This window comes from Pseudomonas sp. F-14 TE3623, from assembly GCF_053629015.1.
Window position 1 is genome coordinate 5,625,217 of the sequence record NZ_JBRJHM010000001.1, and the last position, 15,484, is coordinate 5,640,700.

General features: G+C 59.1%; 18 protein-coding genes. 9 read left to right on the top strand and 9 right to left on the bottom strand.

The features are described from left to right. The first annotated feature begins 16 nt into the window (after nucleotides 1–16). Nucleotides 17–808: a crotonase/enoyl-CoA hydratase family protein gene (locus tag AB7M29_RS26090; protein WP_454248327.1), complete on the top strand. Its 792-nt coding sequence runs from the start codon at nucleotides 17–19 to the stop codon at nucleotides 806–808. A 110-nt stretch (nucleotides 809–918) separates the two neighbouring features. Here the strand turns inward: AB7M29_RS26090 and AB7M29_RS26095 are convergent, their stop codons facing one another. Further along, the gene (locus AB7M29_RS26095; protein WP_050681929.1) at nucleotides 919–1,674 is read right to left on the bottom strand and encodes a spermidine synthase; all 756 of its coding nucleotides are present in this window, start codon (nucleotides 1,672–1,674) and stop codon (nucleotides 919–921) included. A gap of 151 nt (nucleotides 1,675–1,825) precedes the next feature. Here AB7M29_RS26095 and AB7M29_RS26100 point away from each other — a divergent pair, with 151 nt between their 5' ends. After that, entirely contained in the window at nucleotides 1,826–3,172 is a 1,347-nt protein-coding gene (locus tag AB7M29_RS26100; RefSeq protein WP_454248328.1) for a class II 3-deoxy-7-phosphoheptulonate synthase, read from the top strand. 107 nt (nucleotides 3,173–3,279) lie between these two features. Here AB7M29_RS26100 and AB7M29_RS26105 read toward each other — a convergent pair whose 3' ends face one another. Together AB7M29_RS26105 and AB7M29_RS26110 are read right to left on the bottom strand one after the other, a co-directional pair. Further along, nucleotides 3,280–4,509 carry a winged helix-turn-helix domain-containing protein gene (locus AB7M29_RS26105; RefSeq protein ID WP_454248329.1) on the bottom strand — a complete coding sequence of 410 codons (1,230 nt, stop codon included), beginning with the start codon at nucleotides 4,507–4,509 and terminating at the stop codon, nucleotides 3,280–3,282. 64 nt (nucleotides 4,510–4,573) lie between these two features. Further along, complete coding sequence (locus AB7M29_RS26110; protein WP_032835366.1) at nucleotides 4,574–4,789, bottom strand: DUF1127 domain-containing protein; 216 nt, start codon at nucleotides 4,787–4,789, stop codon at nucleotides 4,574–4,576. 96 nt (nucleotides 4,790–4,885) lie between these two features. Here AB7M29_RS26110 and AB7M29_RS26115 point away from each other — a divergent pair, with 96 nt between their 5' ends. Next, the gene (locus AB7M29_RS26115) at nucleotides 4,886–5,740 is read left to right on the top strand and encodes a LysR substrate-binding domain-containing protein (protein ID WP_454248330.1); all 855 of its coding nucleotides are present in this window, start codon (nucleotides 4,886–4,888) and stop codon (nucleotides 5,738–5,740) included. On the opposite strand, the gene AB7M29_RS26120 is transcribed toward AB7M29_RS26115, so the two are convergent. Beyond that, nucleotides 5,730–6,479, bottom strand: a complete 750-nt coding sequence (locus AB7M29_RS26120; protein ID WP_454248331.1) for a sulfite exporter TauE/SafE family protein — start codon at nucleotides 6,477–6,479, stop codon at nucleotides 5,730–5,732. The two genes, AB7M29_RS26115 and AB7M29_RS26120, sit on opposite strands and share 11 nt — an antisense overlap. Before the next feature lie 109 nt (nucleotides 6,480–6,588). On the opposite strand from AB7M29_RS26120, the gene AB7M29_RS26125 reads away from it, so the two are divergent. The 4 genes from AB7M29_RS26125 to AB7M29_RS26140 all read left to right on the top strand — a co-directional run bounded on the left by AB7M29_RS26125 (nucleotide 6,589) and on the right by AB7M29_RS26140 (nucleotide 9,893). After that, nucleotides 6,589–7,545 (top strand): LysR family transcriptional regulator, encoded by a 957-nt coding sequence (locus tag AB7M29_RS26125; protein WP_123723193.1) that lies wholly within the window; start codon nucleotides 6,589–6,591, stop codon nucleotides 7,543–7,545. A gap of 69 nt (nucleotides 7,546–7,614) precedes the next feature. Beyond that, a complete protein-coding gene (locus AB7M29_RS26130; RefSeq protein ID WP_217858831.1) occupies nucleotides 7,615–8,076 on the top strand; it encodes a MarR family winged helix-turn-helix transcriptional regulator in 462 nt (153 codons plus the stop codon). A 348-nt stretch (nucleotides 8,077–8,424) separates the two neighbouring features. Next, entirely contained in the window at nucleotides 8,425–8,844 is a 420-nt protein-coding gene (locus tag AB7M29_RS26135; RefSeq protein WP_454248332.1) for an organic hydroperoxide resistance protein, read from the top strand. Between the two features lie 32 nt (nucleotides 8,845–8,876). Beyond that, entirely contained in the window at nucleotides 8,877–9,893 is a 1,017-nt protein-coding gene (locus tag AB7M29_RS26140) for an alpha/beta hydrolase (protein WP_217858819.1), read from the top strand. 203 nt (nucleotides 9,894–10,096) lie between these two features. On the opposite strand, the gene AB7M29_RS26145 is transcribed toward AB7M29_RS26140, so the two are convergent. Both AB7M29_RS26145 and earP read right to left on the bottom strand, forming a co-directional pair. Next, nucleotides 10,097–10,666 (bottom strand): elongation factor P, encoded by a 570-nt coding sequence (locus AB7M29_RS26145; protein ID WP_007943632.1) that lies wholly within the window; start codon nucleotides 10,664–10,666, stop codon nucleotides 10,097–10,099. Between the two features lie 48 nt (nucleotides 10,667–10,714). After that, nucleotides 10,715–11,857 carry an elongation factor P maturation arginine rhamnosyltransferase EarP gene (gene earP / locus AB7M29_RS26150; RefSeq protein ID WP_454248333.1) on the bottom strand — a complete coding sequence of 381 codons (1,143 nt, stop codon included), beginning with the start codon at nucleotides 11,855–11,857 and terminating at the stop codon, nucleotides 10,715–10,717. Between the two features lie 124 nt (nucleotides 11,858–11,981). On the opposite strand from earP, the gene AB7M29_RS26155 reads away from it, so the two are divergent. Further along, nucleotides 11,982–12,380 (top strand): hypothetical protein, encoded by a 399-nt coding sequence (locus AB7M29_RS26155; RefSeq protein ID WP_007899919.1) that lies wholly within the window; start codon nucleotides 11,982–11,984, stop codon nucleotides 12,378–12,380. Nucleotides 12,381–12,394: 14 nt separating this feature from the next. Next, nucleotides 12,395–12,877, top strand: a complete 483-nt coding sequence (locus tag AB7M29_RS26160; protein ID WP_217858821.1) for a GreA/GreB family elongation factor — start codon at nucleotides 12,395–12,397, stop codon at nucleotides 12,875–12,877. Nucleotides 12,878–12,886: 9 nt separating this feature from the next. Here AB7M29_RS26160 and cysB read toward each other — a convergent pair whose 3' ends face one another. From cysB to AB7M29_RS26175, 3 genes are all read right to left on the bottom strand, one after another. Beyond that, nucleotides 12,887–13,861 carry an HTH-type transcriptional regulator CysB gene (gene cysB, locus AB7M29_RS26165; protein ID WP_007899921.1) on the bottom strand — a complete coding sequence of 325 codons (975 nt, stop codon included), beginning with the start codon at nucleotides 13,859–13,861 and terminating at the stop codon, nucleotides 12,887–12,889. A 112-nt stretch (nucleotides 13,862–13,973) separates the two neighbouring features. Continuing rightward, on the bottom strand, nucleotides 13,974–14,477 hold the full coding sequence (locus AB7M29_RS26170; protein ID WP_052964029.1) for a universal stress protein: 504 nt from the start codon (nucleotides 14,475–14,477) through the stop codon (nucleotides 13,974–13,976). Nucleotides 14,478–14,574: 97 nt separating this feature from the next. Then, nucleotides 14,575–15,480, bottom strand: a complete 906-nt coding sequence (locus AB7M29_RS26175) for a 5'-nucleotidase (RefSeq protein WP_008075703.1) — start codon at nucleotides 15,478–15,480, stop codon at nucleotides 14,575–14,577. Nucleotides 15,481–15,484: the final 4 nt, after the last annotated feature.

Here is a 15,484-nt window from a genome sequence, read left to right on the forward strand (position 1 = left end):
CCCGAGGAAATGTCCTATGAATCAGCCCAGCCCCAGTCATGTAACCCGTGAACGGCGCGGTCATGTCCTGATGATCGGCCTGGATCGGGTGGCCAAACGCAATGCCTTCGACCTCGACCTGCTCAACGAACTCAGCCTGGCCTATGGCGAGTTCGAGGCCGACAGTGAAGCGCGGGTCGCGGTGGTGTTCGGCCATGGCGAGCATTTCACTGCCGGGCTCGATCTGGTCAGCGCCGGCGCGGCCCTGGCCGAAGGCTGGCAGGCACCGCCCGGTGGCTGCGACCCGTGGGGCGTGCTCGCAGGCCCTCGGGCCAACAAACCGGTGATTGTCGCAGCTCAAGGCTACTGCCTGACCGTTGGCATCGAGTTGATGCTGGCTGCCGACATCAACCTGTGCGCCAGCAATACCCGTTTTGCCCAGAAGGAAGTGCAGCGCGGGATCTTCCCGTTCGGCGGCGCCACGTTGCGCCTGCATCAGGTCGCCGGCTGGGGCAATGCCATGCGCTGGTTGCTTACTGGCGATGAGTTCGACGCTCATGAAGCCTTGCATCTGGGGTTGGTGCAGGAGGTCATGGCCAGCGAGGACTTGTTGCCTCGGGCCATTGAATTGGCGGAGCGGATTGCCCGGCAGGCGCCGCTGGGGGTTCAGGCGACATTGATGTCGGCCCGGCAGGCGCGCTATGAGGGTGAAATGGCGGCAGCTCAGGCCTTGCCGGCGCTGGTGAAGACATTGCTGAACAGCGAGGATGCCAAGGAGGGTGTTCGGTCGATGATCGAGAAGCGGCCGGCCATCTTTAAAGGGGTTTGAGGGATGTATCGGCTGTGAGGCCCTCTTCGCGAGCAAGCCCGCTCCCACATTAGAACGCGATCCAATGTGGGAGCGGGCTTGCTCGCGAAGGGGCCAGAACAGACAACGACTTATGTCGCCGGCCGAATCGCCTTGATCAACGACTGCAACGAGTACCCCAACTGCGGCGCCAAGCCTTCAGCCCGCGCGATCAGCCCATCCAAATCCAGTTCCTGATCCAGCTCAGATGGCACGATCAGAATCACGTTGCCCTCCTTCACTGGCAATTCCCAGTAATGCCGGTGATAGAGACCGCGCAACAACGCCGCCCCCAACGGTCGACCATCGTCGGTGGCCCACTGGTTGATCACCAGCCAGCCACCCGGATTCAACCGTTTCTGACAGTTTTCCAGAAAACCCCAGGCCAGATGCCCGACACCCGGCCCGACATCGGTATAGAGGTCGACGAAAATCAGATCGGCCGGTTCAGCCGTTTCGAGTAGCTCCAAGGCATCGCCGACGCGAATGTACAGCCGCGGATCGTCATCCAGCCCGAGGTATTCGATGGCCAGGCGCGGTACATCCGGGCGCAGCTCGATGGCTTCGACATCTTCCAGCGGCAGGAACTTGAGGCAAGCCTGGGTCAGAGTGCCGGCGCCGAGCCCGAGGAACAGCGCGCTTTCCGGCTGTTCGTGGCACAGCGCGCCAATCAGCATCGCCCGGGTGTAATCGTACTCGAGCCAGCTCGGGTCGGCGGTGAACACGCAGCTCTGTTCGATGGCATCACCGAACTCCAGAAAACGGTAATCAGCCACTTCCAGCACGCGAATCACGCCGAACTCATCCTGTACCTCGGCGAGCAGATGCTCGACGCGCTCCTCAGTCATTTCGTCTCCTGATCGTCACCGTGACCCGGCAACGCAATAAGACCGCGTGGGTGGCGCGGCAAAGGCGCGATTGTCCGCGAAGCGACGGGAACAGGTCACGCACTAATTGCTGATACCATAACCGTCCAAGCGTAAAACACTAGAGACTGCAATGAGCCAACCCTGGAGCCCTGACAGCTGGCGCGCCCTGCCGATCCAGCAACAACCTCAATACCCCGACGCGGCGCATTTGCTGCACGTTGAGCAAACCCTGGCGAGCTATCCGCCGCTGGTGTTTGCCGGTGAAGCCAGGGAGTTGCGTCGTCAGTTTGCCGAAGTCACCCAGGGCCGGGCATTTCTGTTGCAGGGCGGCGACTGCGCCGAAAGCTTCGCCGAATTCTCCGCCGCGAAAATTCGTGACACCTTTAAAGTGTTGCTGCAAATGGCGATCGTCATGACCTTCGCCGCCGGTTGCCCGGTGGTCAAAGTCGGACGCATGGCCGGCCAGTTCGCCAAACCCCGTTCGGCCAACGATGAAACCATCAACGGCGTGACGCTGCCAGCCTACCGTGGTGATATCGTCAACGGCATCGGTTTCGACGAAAAAAGCCGCGTGCCGGACCCGGAACGTCTGCTGCAGTCGTATCACCAGTCCACGGCAACCCTGAACCTGTTGCGCGCCTTCGCCCAGGGCGGCTTCGCCGACCTGCATCAGGTGCACAAGTGGAACCTGGACTTCATCGCCAACTCGGCGCTGGCCGAAAAATACAGCCACTTGGCCGACCGCATTGATGAAACCCTGGCCTTCATGCGCGCTTGCGGCATGGACAGCTCGCCGCAACTGCGCGAAACCAGTTTCTTCACCGCCCACGAAGCGTTGCTGCTGAACTTCGAAGAAGCCTTCGTGCGTCGCGACAGCCTGACCAACGATTATTACGACTGCTCGGCCCACATGCTGTGGATCGGCGACCGAACCCGTCAGCTCGACGGTGCTCATGTCGAATTCCTGCGCGGGGTGCATAACCCGATCGGCGTGAAGGTCGGCCCGAGCATGAACCCTGAAGACCTGATTCGCCTGATCGATGTGCTCAACCCGGACAACGACCCGGGTCGCCTGAACCTGATTGCGCGGATGGGCGCGAACAAGGTCGGCGATCACCTGCCGCAGCTGATCCGCGCGGTACAACGCGAGGGCAAGCAGGTACTTTGGAGCTCCGACCCGATGCACGGCAACACCATCAAGGCCAGCAGCGGCTACAAGACCCGCGACTTCGCACAGATTCTTGGCGAAGTGAAGCAGTTCTTCCAGGTTCACGAGGCAGAAGGCAGTTATGCCGGCGGCATCCACATCGAAATGACCGGGCAAAATGTCACCGAATGCATCGGCGGCGCGCGGCCGATTACCGAGGATGGCTTGTCGGACCGTTACCACACCCATTGCGACCCACGGATGAATGCCGATCAGTCGCTGGAATTGGCGTTTTTGATTGCCGAAACCTTGAAGCAGGTTCGGCGGTGAGTCAGTAATTCTTTGATTGCCTGATACACCGCTTTCGCGAGCAAGCCCGTTCCCACAGTTGACCGCAGTCCAAATGTGGGAGCGGGCTTGCTCGCGAAGACGTCAGCTCAATCACCCTCAATCTGTGCCAATGCCACCCGCAACCGCGCCGCACTCGCCCGCGGGCAATTCAATTGAATCTGCGCCAGCCCCAACCAGTCCGCCATCTGCCGTAAATTAACCGCCAATTCCGACATCCCCACCTCATCCAGCCCCGGCTCTTCCTCATGCACGGCATGCACCGCCAACCGACCCAACGCTCGCTCGGCACGCAAATCGACCCGCGCGGCAATCCGCTCATGGTGCAAAAACGGCAATACGTAATACCCATAGACGCGCTTGTGCTGCGGCGTATAAATCTCCAACCGATAACGGAAATCGAACAATCGCTCAGTACGGCTACGCTCCCAGATCAGCGAATCGAAGGGTGAAAGCAGCGCACTGGCCTCGACCTTGCGCGGTACTTTCGGCTCTGCCAGGCAATAGGCCGGTTGCCGCCAGCCTTCAACCTCACACACCAGCAGATCACCCGCCTCGACCAGTTCCGCCAGCCGCGGCCGGCTGTCTGCCGGGCTCAAGCGAAAGTAATCCCGCAGGTCCTTTTCCGTCGCCACGCCCAACGCATTGGCGGCGTGCAGTAATAGGCCGCGCTGAGCCTCGGCCTCGCTAAGCAAAGGCTGTTGAAGTATCACCGAAGGAATTACCCGCTCCGGCAAATCATAAAGCCGTTCGAACCCGCGCCGACCGGCCACGGTCACTTCACCGGCAGCGAACAACCATTCCAGCGCATGCTTTTCCGCGCTCCAGTCCCACCACGGCCCTGCCCGCTCCTGCCGGGTCGACAAGCTGCCCGCACCCAGCGCACCGAGTTCCTGAACCGACGCCAAAACGCGGCGAATCGTGTCTTGCTGCTCACGACCGAAACGCGCCAGTTGTTGATAGATGTCTTCGCCGCGGGTCGCACGCTGCATGCGCCAGCGTATCAAGGGGTACATCGACAAGGGCAATAACGACGCTTCGTGGCCCCAGTACTCGAACAACGTGCGTCGCCGGCCCTGACTCCAGGCAGCCTGATCGAGCAAGTCGGATGAGTAATTGCCAAGACGGGAAAACAAGGGAAGGTAGTGCGAACGCACCAACGCATTGACTGAATCGATCTGCAGAATGCCCAGGCGTTCGATCAGCCGATTGAGCTGAACCGGTTTGATCGCTGCTGGCGGCTGGCGCCCGTTGAACCCTTGGGCAGCCAGCGCCAGACGCCGAGCCTGTTTGAGGGAAAAAGACAGTGTGGCGGGCATGAGCATCTCCTTGTCTGCTCGCAACCTACCTCACCCGCAAGTGGTTTGTGTAGCGATGGCATCATCATTTATGCATCGGATCATCCCAGAACGGTCTTACCGTCTCATGCTCCACATCCGCACGGCTCACGCCGATATCCTTCAGTGCTTCGTCGCTCAAGCTCGCCAGCATTTCACGTTCACGGTGAAGTTCGTACCAGCGACTAAACTTGTGCAGCAGATCGGATACCGCGTGGATTGAGAATTTTTGTTCCGTTACATGCTCGTTGTGACCTTTCATCGTATTGCCCTCCTTTAGGGATGGCTCAAGTCTCGCGCCAGCGATAAGATCAATCCAACGAATGTTTCTGATGGCATACATCTCGGAGATTGATGAATGTCCGCCTACCCCAGTATCGACACCGATGTACTGCGCACCTTCGTCGCGATTGCCGATCTGGGCGGTTTTACCCGTGCCGGTGAAATGGTCAACCGCACCCAGTCGGCGGTGAGCATGCAGATGAAACGCCTGGAAGAAGACGTGTTGCAGCGCCAGTTGTTCGAACGCGACGGGCGCCAGGTCAAGCTGACCGCCGAAGGCCAGGTATTGCTGGGCTATGCGCGGCGCATCCTCAAACTCCACAGCGAAGTCTTCAATACCCTGCGCGAGCCGCATATGATCGGCACGGTGCGCATCGGCACGCCCGATGATTACGTCATGCGCTTTCTGCCGGGCATCCTGTCGCGCTTCGCGCAGTTCTACCCGCTGATCCAGATCGAGGTTCACTGCGAATCGACCCGGCAACTGTTGCAGCGCCAGGACCTGGACCTGTCCATCGTCACCCGCGAGCCGGGTAACGAGATTGGCCAGCTGCTGCGCAAGGAGCGTTTTGTCTGGGCCGAAGCCCAATGCTTCAATGCCCATGAGCAGACGCCGCTGCCTCTCGCGATGTTCAACAGCGATTGTTTCTGCCGCCTCTGGGCGTGCAATGCCCTGGACGCCATGGGCCGCGACTACCGGATTGCCTACAACAGCTCCAGCCTGTCGGCGTTGATGGCCGTGGTCAGCGCGGGCCTGGCGATCACCGCGCAGCTGGAAAGCCTGATCACACCGGACATGCGCATCCTCGGCGCCAACGAAGACCTGCCGCTGTTGCCGGAAGCCAGCATCATGCTGATCCGCAACCTGAACAACCCTTCGCCGATCACCGAATGCCTGGCCGAGCACATCGTCGAAGGCTTCAAACTTTAAACGCGAGCATCACCGCACAGACCACCAGAAAACCACAGAACAGCCCGCGCAGGAGCCGCTCCGGCAATGCGTGGGCAATTCTCACGCCCCAACTGATGCTCATCAATCCACCGATCGCCAACGGCACACCGATCGCCCAATGCACCTGATGGTGCACCGCATAAGTCGCCAGGGTGACGCCCGTACTCGGCAACGCCAGCGCCAGCGCCAATCCCTGGGCAACCACTTGAGTGGTACCAAACAGGCTGGTCAACACCGGCGTTGCCACCACCGCCCCGCCCACTCCAAACAGTCCGCCCATCGCCCCGGAAGCTGCGCCGAGCACGCCCAGCCACGGCCAGGAATAGCGCATCTGCGAAGAGGCCGGTGCGTTGGTGGTGAACATTCGCATCAGGTTGTAGGCCGACAGCGCGATCAGAAAAGCGACGAAGCCCAAGCGCATGGTTTGCGCATCGATACCCACCGCCCAGATCGAACCCATCCAGGCAAAGCAGAACCCCATCGAGGCCAGTGGCAGCGCATGCCGCAATTCGATGCGATTGCGCTGGTGATAGCGCCACAGCGCCAGCATCACGTTCGGCACCACCATCACCAGCGCCGTGCCTTGGGCGATCTGCTGATCAAGACCGAACCACACGCCCAGCAGCGGGATCGCGACCAATCCGCCCCCAATGCCGAACAGGCCGCCGAGGGTTCCCAGGGCTGCTCCAAAAACCAGATACAACATGAACTCAATCACAGGCGATTTTCCTTTTGTGAGGCTGTCCATCCTACTCAGTCGGCTCTGGCGGGGAAACGCACAGCAACGCACAATGGCTGTGCCAATTTCGCATAAGCGCCGACAAACCATGAACCCCAATCAATTGACCGAACAACTTGGTCTGTTTCTCGATGTGCTGGAAAGCGGCAGCTTTTCCGCCGCGTCCCGTCGCCATCCATTGACGCCTTCGGCCGTGGCGCGACGCATCGATAGCCTCGAAAGCGCCGTCGGCAGCCAGTTGTTCATTCGCAGCACCCATGCCGTGCGCGCGACCCCGGCCGGTCTGGCTTTTGCCGAGCGTGCGCGGCGGATCGTCGCTGAACTGCGCCTGGCCCGGGCGGAAGCGGTGTCTCTTAGCAGTGCGCCGGAAGGCTTGATTCGAGTGGATGCGCCGGCAGCCTTCGGACGCCGACACCTGGCGCCGGTGATTGCCGATTTCCTGACGCTTTACCCCGGCCTCGATGTGCAATTGCACCTGATCGACAGCTTCGTCGACATGCAAGGCTCGAACCTGGGCAAGGTCGATCTGGTGCTGCGAGCCGGGCAAATGGCCGACACCCGGCTGGTGGCCACGCCGCTGGCGAGCATGGTGCGCATCGCCTGCGCCAGCCCCGATTACCTGCAACGCCGTGGGGTGCCGACCGACCCTGCGCAGCTGGTCGACCATGATGGCCTCGACTGGGAAGGCTTGGCTCCGCCCTTCGCCTGGCGCTTTGAGCGAGATGGGCAGATGCACTTGCACCGGCCAGCGCGAATCCGCATGAGCGCCAACAATGCCGAGGCGCTGGTCTGCGGCGCACTGGCCGGATTGGGCATCGCGCATTTGCCGACCTGGCTGGCCAGCGAATATTTATTACGCGGCGAACTGCTGCCGCTGTTTTGCGAAAATGGTCTGCCAAAACCGGAAAGCACCGGTATTTATGCGTTGCGCCTGGAACAGCAACCCAGTTCGCGAAGTCGCTTGTTGCTGGAATACCTGAAGACTCGTTTCAGCCCCATCCCGCCGTGGGATCTGGCGCTGCAAACCAACCTGGACCGCCACTAGTCCAGAATTATCTGGCGCATTAAAGATTCGCCCGCTAGATTCATGACGATCACTGATCAAGGCTTTGAAATGAACACCGAGCGCAACACCCCGGATAACTGCGACGACCTGCTGCTGGACAATCAGGTCTGCTTCGCCCTGCATTCCACCTCGCTGCTGATGACCAAGGTCTACAAGCCGCTGCTGCAAGCGCTGGGCCTGACCTATCCGCAGTACCTGGCGATGATGGTGTTGTGGGAAAAAGATGGGCTGACGGTCGGCGAAATCAGCACCCGACTGCTGACCGATCCCGGTTCCCTCACCCCGCTGCTCAAGCGTCTGGAAGCCGAAGGCCTGCTGAGCCGTACCCGCAGCCGTGAAGACGAACGGGTGGTGATTGTTGAACTGACCGAGCAAGGCCGAGCGCTGCGAGACAAGGCACGGGGCGTTCCCCAGTGCGTCCTCGGCGCCAGCGGACAAACGATGGAACAGCTGAAGAAGCTGCAAGCGGATCTTCAAGCACTGCGTAGTCATCTGCAAGACAGCCTCTGACCTCAAAACACCCCAGATCCCCTGTGGGAGCGGGCTTGCTCGCGAAAGCGGTTTATCATTCAGTATTAGTGCTGGCTGACAGTCCGCTTTCGCGAGCAAGCCCGCTCCCACATTTATTTTGTGGTCCTTTCCCTCTCGTTCGCCTCCCTTCCTCGAAAAAAATTCCCCGCAAAAATCCCGCCTCGACAGCTCTAACTCAATACTTTTAGTCGAGCACGTTCACTTCGGGTCAAATTTTCTTCAAAATTTATCTTGCGCACTAAATATTAGCGAGCTACATTCATGTCGCACTTACTTAGCGCGCAAACATTTAGCGCAAAACACCCAAGCTCGAATGAGGCTCACACCATGCAAACTCTCTACACCGCAATCGCAACCTCCACCGGCGGCCGTGACGGTCGTGCGATTTCCAGCGACAACATCCTCGACGTCAAACTCGCCACGCCGAAAGAACTCGGTGGTGCTGGCGGCGCCGCAACCAACCCTGAACAACTGTTCGCAGCCGGCTACTCCGCCTGCTTCATCGGCGCGCTGAAATTCGTCGCCAGCCAGACCAAACGCAAAATCCCGGACGACGCGTCGATCACCGCGCATGTCGGCATCGGCCAAATCCCTGGCGGTTTCGGTCTGGACATCGACCTGTACATCAGCCTGCCGGGTCTTGAGCAAGCCGATGCACAAAGCCTGGTCGAAGCCGCCCACCAAGTCTGCCCGTACTCCAACGCCACCCGTGGCAATGTCGATGTGCGCCTGCACGTTACCGTCTAACCGCTGACTCCAAGGTCGAACAGGAAATGAACATGAACACCTTCAGCAAAGTCTTGACCGGTACTCTTCTCGCCCTGTCCATCAACAGTGCATTCGCAGGCAATGGGGTTGAACACAACACCCAGGCGTTCCTCGATGTACTGAATGCCGGCACTGGCAAACCGCTGGAACAGCTCACCCCTGCCGAAGCCCGTGCGGTGTTGGTGGGTGCGCAGGCCGGGGTGAAACTGACGCTGCCCAAAGCCGATGTCAGCGAGAAGACCATCCAGGTCGACGGCCAACCGATCAGCCTGACCATCGTTCGGCCGGCCGGAGTCAAAGACGAGCTGCCGGTGTTCATGTTCTTTCACGGCGGTGGTTGGGTGCTGGGGGACTTCCCGACCCACGAACGGCTGGTTCGCGACTTGGTAACGGGTTCAGGCGCGGCGGCGGTATTCGTCAATTACACCCCGTCGCCAGAAGCGCATTACCCGGTGGCGATCAACCAGGCCTACGCCGCGACGAAGTGGGTGGCCGAGCACGGTAAAGAGATCAACGTCGACGGCAAACGTCTGGCCGTGGCCGGCAACAGCGTCGGTGGCAACATGGCAGCCGTGGTTGCGCTGATGGCCAAAGACAAAGGCACGCCGGCGATCAAATTCCAGGTGTTGTTGTGGCCGGTGACTGACGCCAGCTTCGAGACGGCGTCCTACAACCAGTTCGCCGAAGGGCACTTCCTCACCAAAAACATGATGAAGTGGTTCTGGGACAACTACACCACCGACGCCAAACAACGGAACGAGATCTACGCCTCACCACTGCGAGCGACCACCGCGCAACTCAAGGGTCTGCCACCCGCGCTGGTGCAAACGGCCAGCGCCGATGTCCTGCGCGATGAAGGTGAAGCCTACGCCCGCAAACTCGACGAGGCGGGGGTACCGGTCACGGCGGTTCGCTACAACGGCATGATCCACGACTATGGTTTGCTCAACGTAGTGAGCCAGGTACCCGCGGTGCATTCGGCGATGCTGCAAGCGTCCGAAGAACTCAAGCAACATCTGAAGAAATAACGCAGGACAAATGTGGGAGCGGCGGTGCGACGATTCGACTTGCTCGCGAAAGCGGTAGATCAGTCAACATCTGTGTTGAATGTAAAGCCGCATTCGCGAGCAAGCCCGCTCCCACAGGGTTTTATGCAACTGGCTTGAATCTTTCTGACACTCACAAAAAAGCCCGACTCAATGGTCGGGCTTTTTCATTCCTGAAGCTGTGCTTATTTAGCACGGCCTTTGTAGGAACCGCCTTCGCGGGTATCGATCTCGATCATGTCGCCGATTTCGATGAAGTCAGCAACCGACAGCTCGGTACCGTTCTTCAGTTTGGCAGGCTTCATCACCTTGCCGGAAGTGTCACCGCGAGCGGAACCTTCGGTGTAGTCAACCTGACGCACGATAGTGGTCGGCAGTTCTACGGAAACCAGACGCTCTTCGAAGAAGATCGCTTCGCAAACATCGGTCATGCCTTCTTCAACGAAAGGCAGAACGGCTTCGATGTCTTCAGCGTTCAGCTCGTACATGGTGTAGTCGGTGGTGTCCATGAACGTGTAGGTGTCGCCGCTGATGAAGGACAGGGTCGCTTCTTTGCGGTCGAGGATTACGTCGTCCAGCTTGTCGTCGGCGCTGTAAACGATCTCGGTCTTGTAACCGGTCAGCAGGTTTTTCAGCTTGGTCTTCATGATCGCGCTGTTACGACCCGACTTGGTGAATTCAGCTTTCTGAACCAGCCAAGGATCGTTTTCGAGACGGATCACGGTACCGGGTTTCAGTTCTTTACCAGTTTTCATTGCGAATATCCGAATTTGGATGGGATTTACAAAAATCTAGGCCGCGTATCATATCCAATTTACATAAAACTGTACCAGCGCTGCGGCAAGATCTGCCTGCAAGGCTTGTTCCAGACACCATGTCTCGGCATGTTTTTCCAGTTCAGGCCAGTGTTTGCGGGTCGATTTCCAGTGATCCGTCATTGTCTCACCTGCATTCCATGCCCGCCATAGACCACTGATCGCCTCGCGGGCAGGCTCGGACAGGCCTTGGGTGTACAGGACCAGGAAAGCATCGAGCTTGTCCAGATGGATATCTTCGTCTTGCCGATAGATGTGCCAGAGCAACGGACGACCTGCCCATTGAGCGCGGACAAAGGAATCTTCGCCGCGCACGGCGTTGAAATCGCAGCTCCACAGCAGCAGGTCATATTGATCCTGTCGGACGAACGGCAGCACTTGCACGGTCAAGGCGTCGCGCACATGCACCGCCCCGGCCTTCAGCCCGTCCACCCCGAGCCAGCGTTCGACGTCGCCGAGAATCCGGCCTTCGGGTACCAGCAGATGAGTGGGCGTCGAGTCGGCCGCCATCGTGTCGAGCCAACTCGCCAGCCCGGTATTTTCGTAAGCAAACAACGAGATCAGTAATGCATTCGGCGCGCGATCAATTCCCAAGCCTTGCAGGAATTCTCGCTGAGCTTGCGGGCTTTGCTGAAACTGCCGACGCTGTTCCAGCAATCCGCTTTCACGCAGCAAGCCACCGGTGCCCTTGCGAAAGCCCGGAAAGAAAAAGAACTTCTGCACGTTCTTGTACTTTACCGACGGCAAGCCGTGGCAGCCGACGACCCAGTCTTCGGCACTCAGGTAATCGAGGTTCATCCACAGCGGCGGCTTTTCCCGTTCGGCCATGGCCTCCATATAAGCACTCGGCAACTGGCAGGCGAACGCGGCGATGACGACATCAGCGGCTTCGGTGGGCTGCCAGTCGGCCGACCACTGTCGCACCTCGACGCCCTGCTGCCACTGCTGCGCAGCGTTGATATCGATTTGCGGACACAAACGCTCGAAGGCCCGCAGATCGTCGACCCACAAGCGCACCGTCACGGCATGTTCGGCCACCAGTTGTCGGGCCAGGCGCCAGGTCACACCGATGTCGCCGAAGTTGTCGACCACAGTGCAAAAAATATCCCAGCGGGTTTTCATTTCAGGCATTCCAGGCTCCCGTTGGCAAAGGCGCCGATTGTCCGCATAAATTACCCCGCGCAGAAGAGCCGACGGCGATTAATCTTCATGCGACAATCGCCACTTGCCCGCGACCACCCGCCAGGAGGCAGTAATGCCCTACCGTCCCAACCCGCGCCGTCCCTTGCCGATCCAGTTTAATGCGCTGCAACTGACCGGCAGTATTGCCCTCGGTTTGTGGTTGGGATTCATCGCGATCGCACTGACTTGCTGGCTCGCCTGGCGCTTGTTGTTCAACGAGCAATTGGCGCCCTTGGCTCAGGCGGTGGAACAATTGGCCAAGCCACCGGTGATTGAGCAACCCGCCCCACAGAACCCGATGTTCGAGCAGTACGAGGACCATCTGCGCAGGAATGAACAGCAGCAAATGGTGGAACAGGCCAGAAGCAGCAAACACAATCTGTCCAATCCAAAATGCCAGTTCTGGCTGCAGCAAAATCAAACTGCGCCGAGCGAAAAAAGCCGCGCCAATGTCCTGCAATTCTGCGATTGATCATGAAGCTCCCTATGCACAAGCCGACCGTCCATCAACTGATTATCGACAAGCTGCGGATCGATCTCGACATCGCCGAGCGTGCCGCGCAAACCGCTTATGAAACCGCGACCCACGAAGAAAACATAGCCGAAAACAAGTACGACACGTTGGGGCTGGAGGCGTCTTACCTGGCGGCCGGACAGGCCAAACGAGTGGAAGAAATCAGGCAGTCATTGACCCTTTGCCAGAACCTGACACTGCGGCCTTATGATGATCAGCGCGGTATCGAAGTCGGTGCCCTGCTCGGTCTGGAAGACGAAAAGGGTCGCGAACAATGGCTGTTCCTGGCCCCCGACGCGGCCGGGCTGAAGGTTGATATGGTGGGGCAACTGATTACCGTCATCACCCCTCGCTCGCCACTGGGCAAAAGCCTGCTGGGCAAGTTCGAAGGGGATGAAGTGGAGATTCTGGTGGCGGGCGCTCGGCAACAGTTTTCTGTCACCGAGGTGATCTAGAAAAAACGATTAATGCACCGGCAGTTCGACGCCGTCGAACAGCTCTTCCAGTTCCTGTTTGTTGTGGCACTGAATGGCCTTGGCCATGACTTCGCGGGTCAGGTGCGGAGCGAATTTCTCGATGAAGTCGCACATGAAACCACGCAGGAACGTGCCGCGACGGAAACCGATTTTGGTAATGCTGGATTCGAACAACTCGCTGGCATCGAGCACCACCAGGTCGCTATCGAGCTTGGTGTCGACCGCCATTTTCGCCACGATGCCCACGCCCAGGCCCAGACGAACGTAAGTCTTGATCACGTCGGCGTCGGCCGCGGTGAACACCACTTTCGGTGTCAGGCCGCGATGGCTGAAGGCTTCGTCGAGTTTCGAACGACCGGTGAAACCGAACACGTAAGTCACGATCGGGTATTCGGCCAAGGCTTCGAGAGTCAGCTTCGACAGCTTGGTCAGCGGGTGGCCCTGAGGCACGACCACGCAGCGGTTCCAGCGGTAGCACGGCATCATCACCAGGTCGCCGAACAACTCCAGCGCTTCGGTGGCGATGGCGAAATCGACGGTGCCGTCAGCGGCCATCTCAGCGATCTGCATCGGCGAACCCTGATGCATGTGCAGGGCAACGTCCGGGTATTGCTTGATGAAATTGCTGATCACCGGTGGCAACGCATAACGCGCCTGGGTGTGCGTGGTGGCGATCGACAGGGTGCCTTTTTTCTCGTTGGAGAATTCCTGGGCGATCTGCTTGATGCTTTCAACTTTTCGCAGGATCTCACCAGCGGTGGTGATGATGCGCTCGCCGGCCGGGGTAACCCGGGTCAAGTGCTTGCCGCTGCGGGCGAAAACCTCGACCCCCAATTCGTCTTCCAGCAGACGGATCTGTTTGCTGATGCCCGGTTGCGAGGTGTAGAGGCTTTGGGCTGTAGCTGAAACGTTGAGGTCGTGGTGCGCCACTTCCCAGATGTAGCGCAATTGTTGAAGCTTCATATGAATCCCTCAAAGCAGTAGACGCCACGGGCATCAGCGACGGTATATAACTATATTAATGGTTTGATTAATAAATCTAGAACTTTTTTATCAAAATGCCATTATTCGTGTCCTAGCGATCCCCTTTGCGGCGACGTTCCATCAGCGGCACCAGATAGACCGGCACCCTGGACAGTTGCAACACGCGCGCAGCGGTTCGGCCCAATGGCGTGTCCGCGCCAGCACCATGACTGTGACTCCCTACGATCAGCAAATCGACGGAGAGTTTCTGCGCCTGGTCGAGAATCACCTGCGCCGGATCGCCCTGCAGCACCCGCACTGCCCGAATCCGTTCCAGGTCTTGCTCCCCCTCATCCCCCAGCTCTTCGCGAAAACTGTCGAGCACCCGCTGCTCGATATTGGCGATCACCGTATTCAGACCCTGACTGTGAAACTCGTTCAAGGCCTGCTCATCGAGGTAACTCTGAAGCACCGATTCGGCGAACAACCCCATCGGCTCAACCGCATGCACCACATACAAGTCGGCATTGAATGTTCGAGCCAGTGCCAACGCATGCTGCATCACAAAAGGTGCATACAGACCGAGGTCGGTGGCATACAGCATCGAATGAATCATTGGGACCTCCTTTAATGCCAACATGGCGGAGATTGATTCAGCTTAGCAGTGCCGTGGCGAGTGCGGCGTCTGACGCAACGCATTGAACCGCGGCGCTTTAAATCGACGGCTCGTTACTGATGCCATGCGGCACGTGACCGGTGGCGACCACTTCGCGGGCCAGCTCGCAATGGCCAGCCTGGTCGTCGAAAAATACGTCGGCGGCAAAGGCTTCGAGAAAAGCCGATTTGGTCAAACCGCCGAGGAACAACGACTCGTCCAGGCGGATATCCCATTCGCGCAAGGTGCGGATCACCCGTTCATGGGCCGGCGCCGAACGCGCGGTCACCAGCGCGGTGCGGATCGGACAGGCATCATCGGGGAACTCGCGCTGCAAAAGGTTGAGCGCTGCGAGGAAGCCTTTGAACGGTCCGCCGCGCAAAGGCTCGCGGGCGGCCTCACGCTCGCTGGCCTGAAACGCCGCCAGGCCTCCCGACTGATAGACCCGCTCCGACTCATCGGAAAACAGCACCGCATCACCGTCGAAAGCAATGCGCAACTCATCACTGGCAGCGCGACTGGCACCGCCCGACAGAATAGTCGCTGCGGCGAAACCCGCATCCAGCGCACTGCGCACATCGTCGGAATGGGTCGAAAGAAACAGGTCACAGCCAAAGGCCTTGAGGTACGGATAAGGACTGCGTCCGCCAACAAATGCCGCCCGCGAGATCGCCAGACCATAGTGATGAATCGAGTTGAAAACCCGCAGGCCGGTGTCGGCGCTGTTGCGCGACACCAGGATTACCTCGACCCGGGCACGGCCGAGACTGGCGTTCAGGTTCAGGAGTTTTTCGACCAACGGAAACGCATCGCCGGGCTCGAGAATTTCGTCTTCGTGTTCAATCTGGTATTGCCGATAGGCCTCGACACCGCTCGACAGATAAACCTTGTGGCTCTCACTCAAGTCGAACAGCGCTCGCGAAGAAATCGCCAGCACCAGTTTGTCGTCTATGCCATTTGCCATGCCC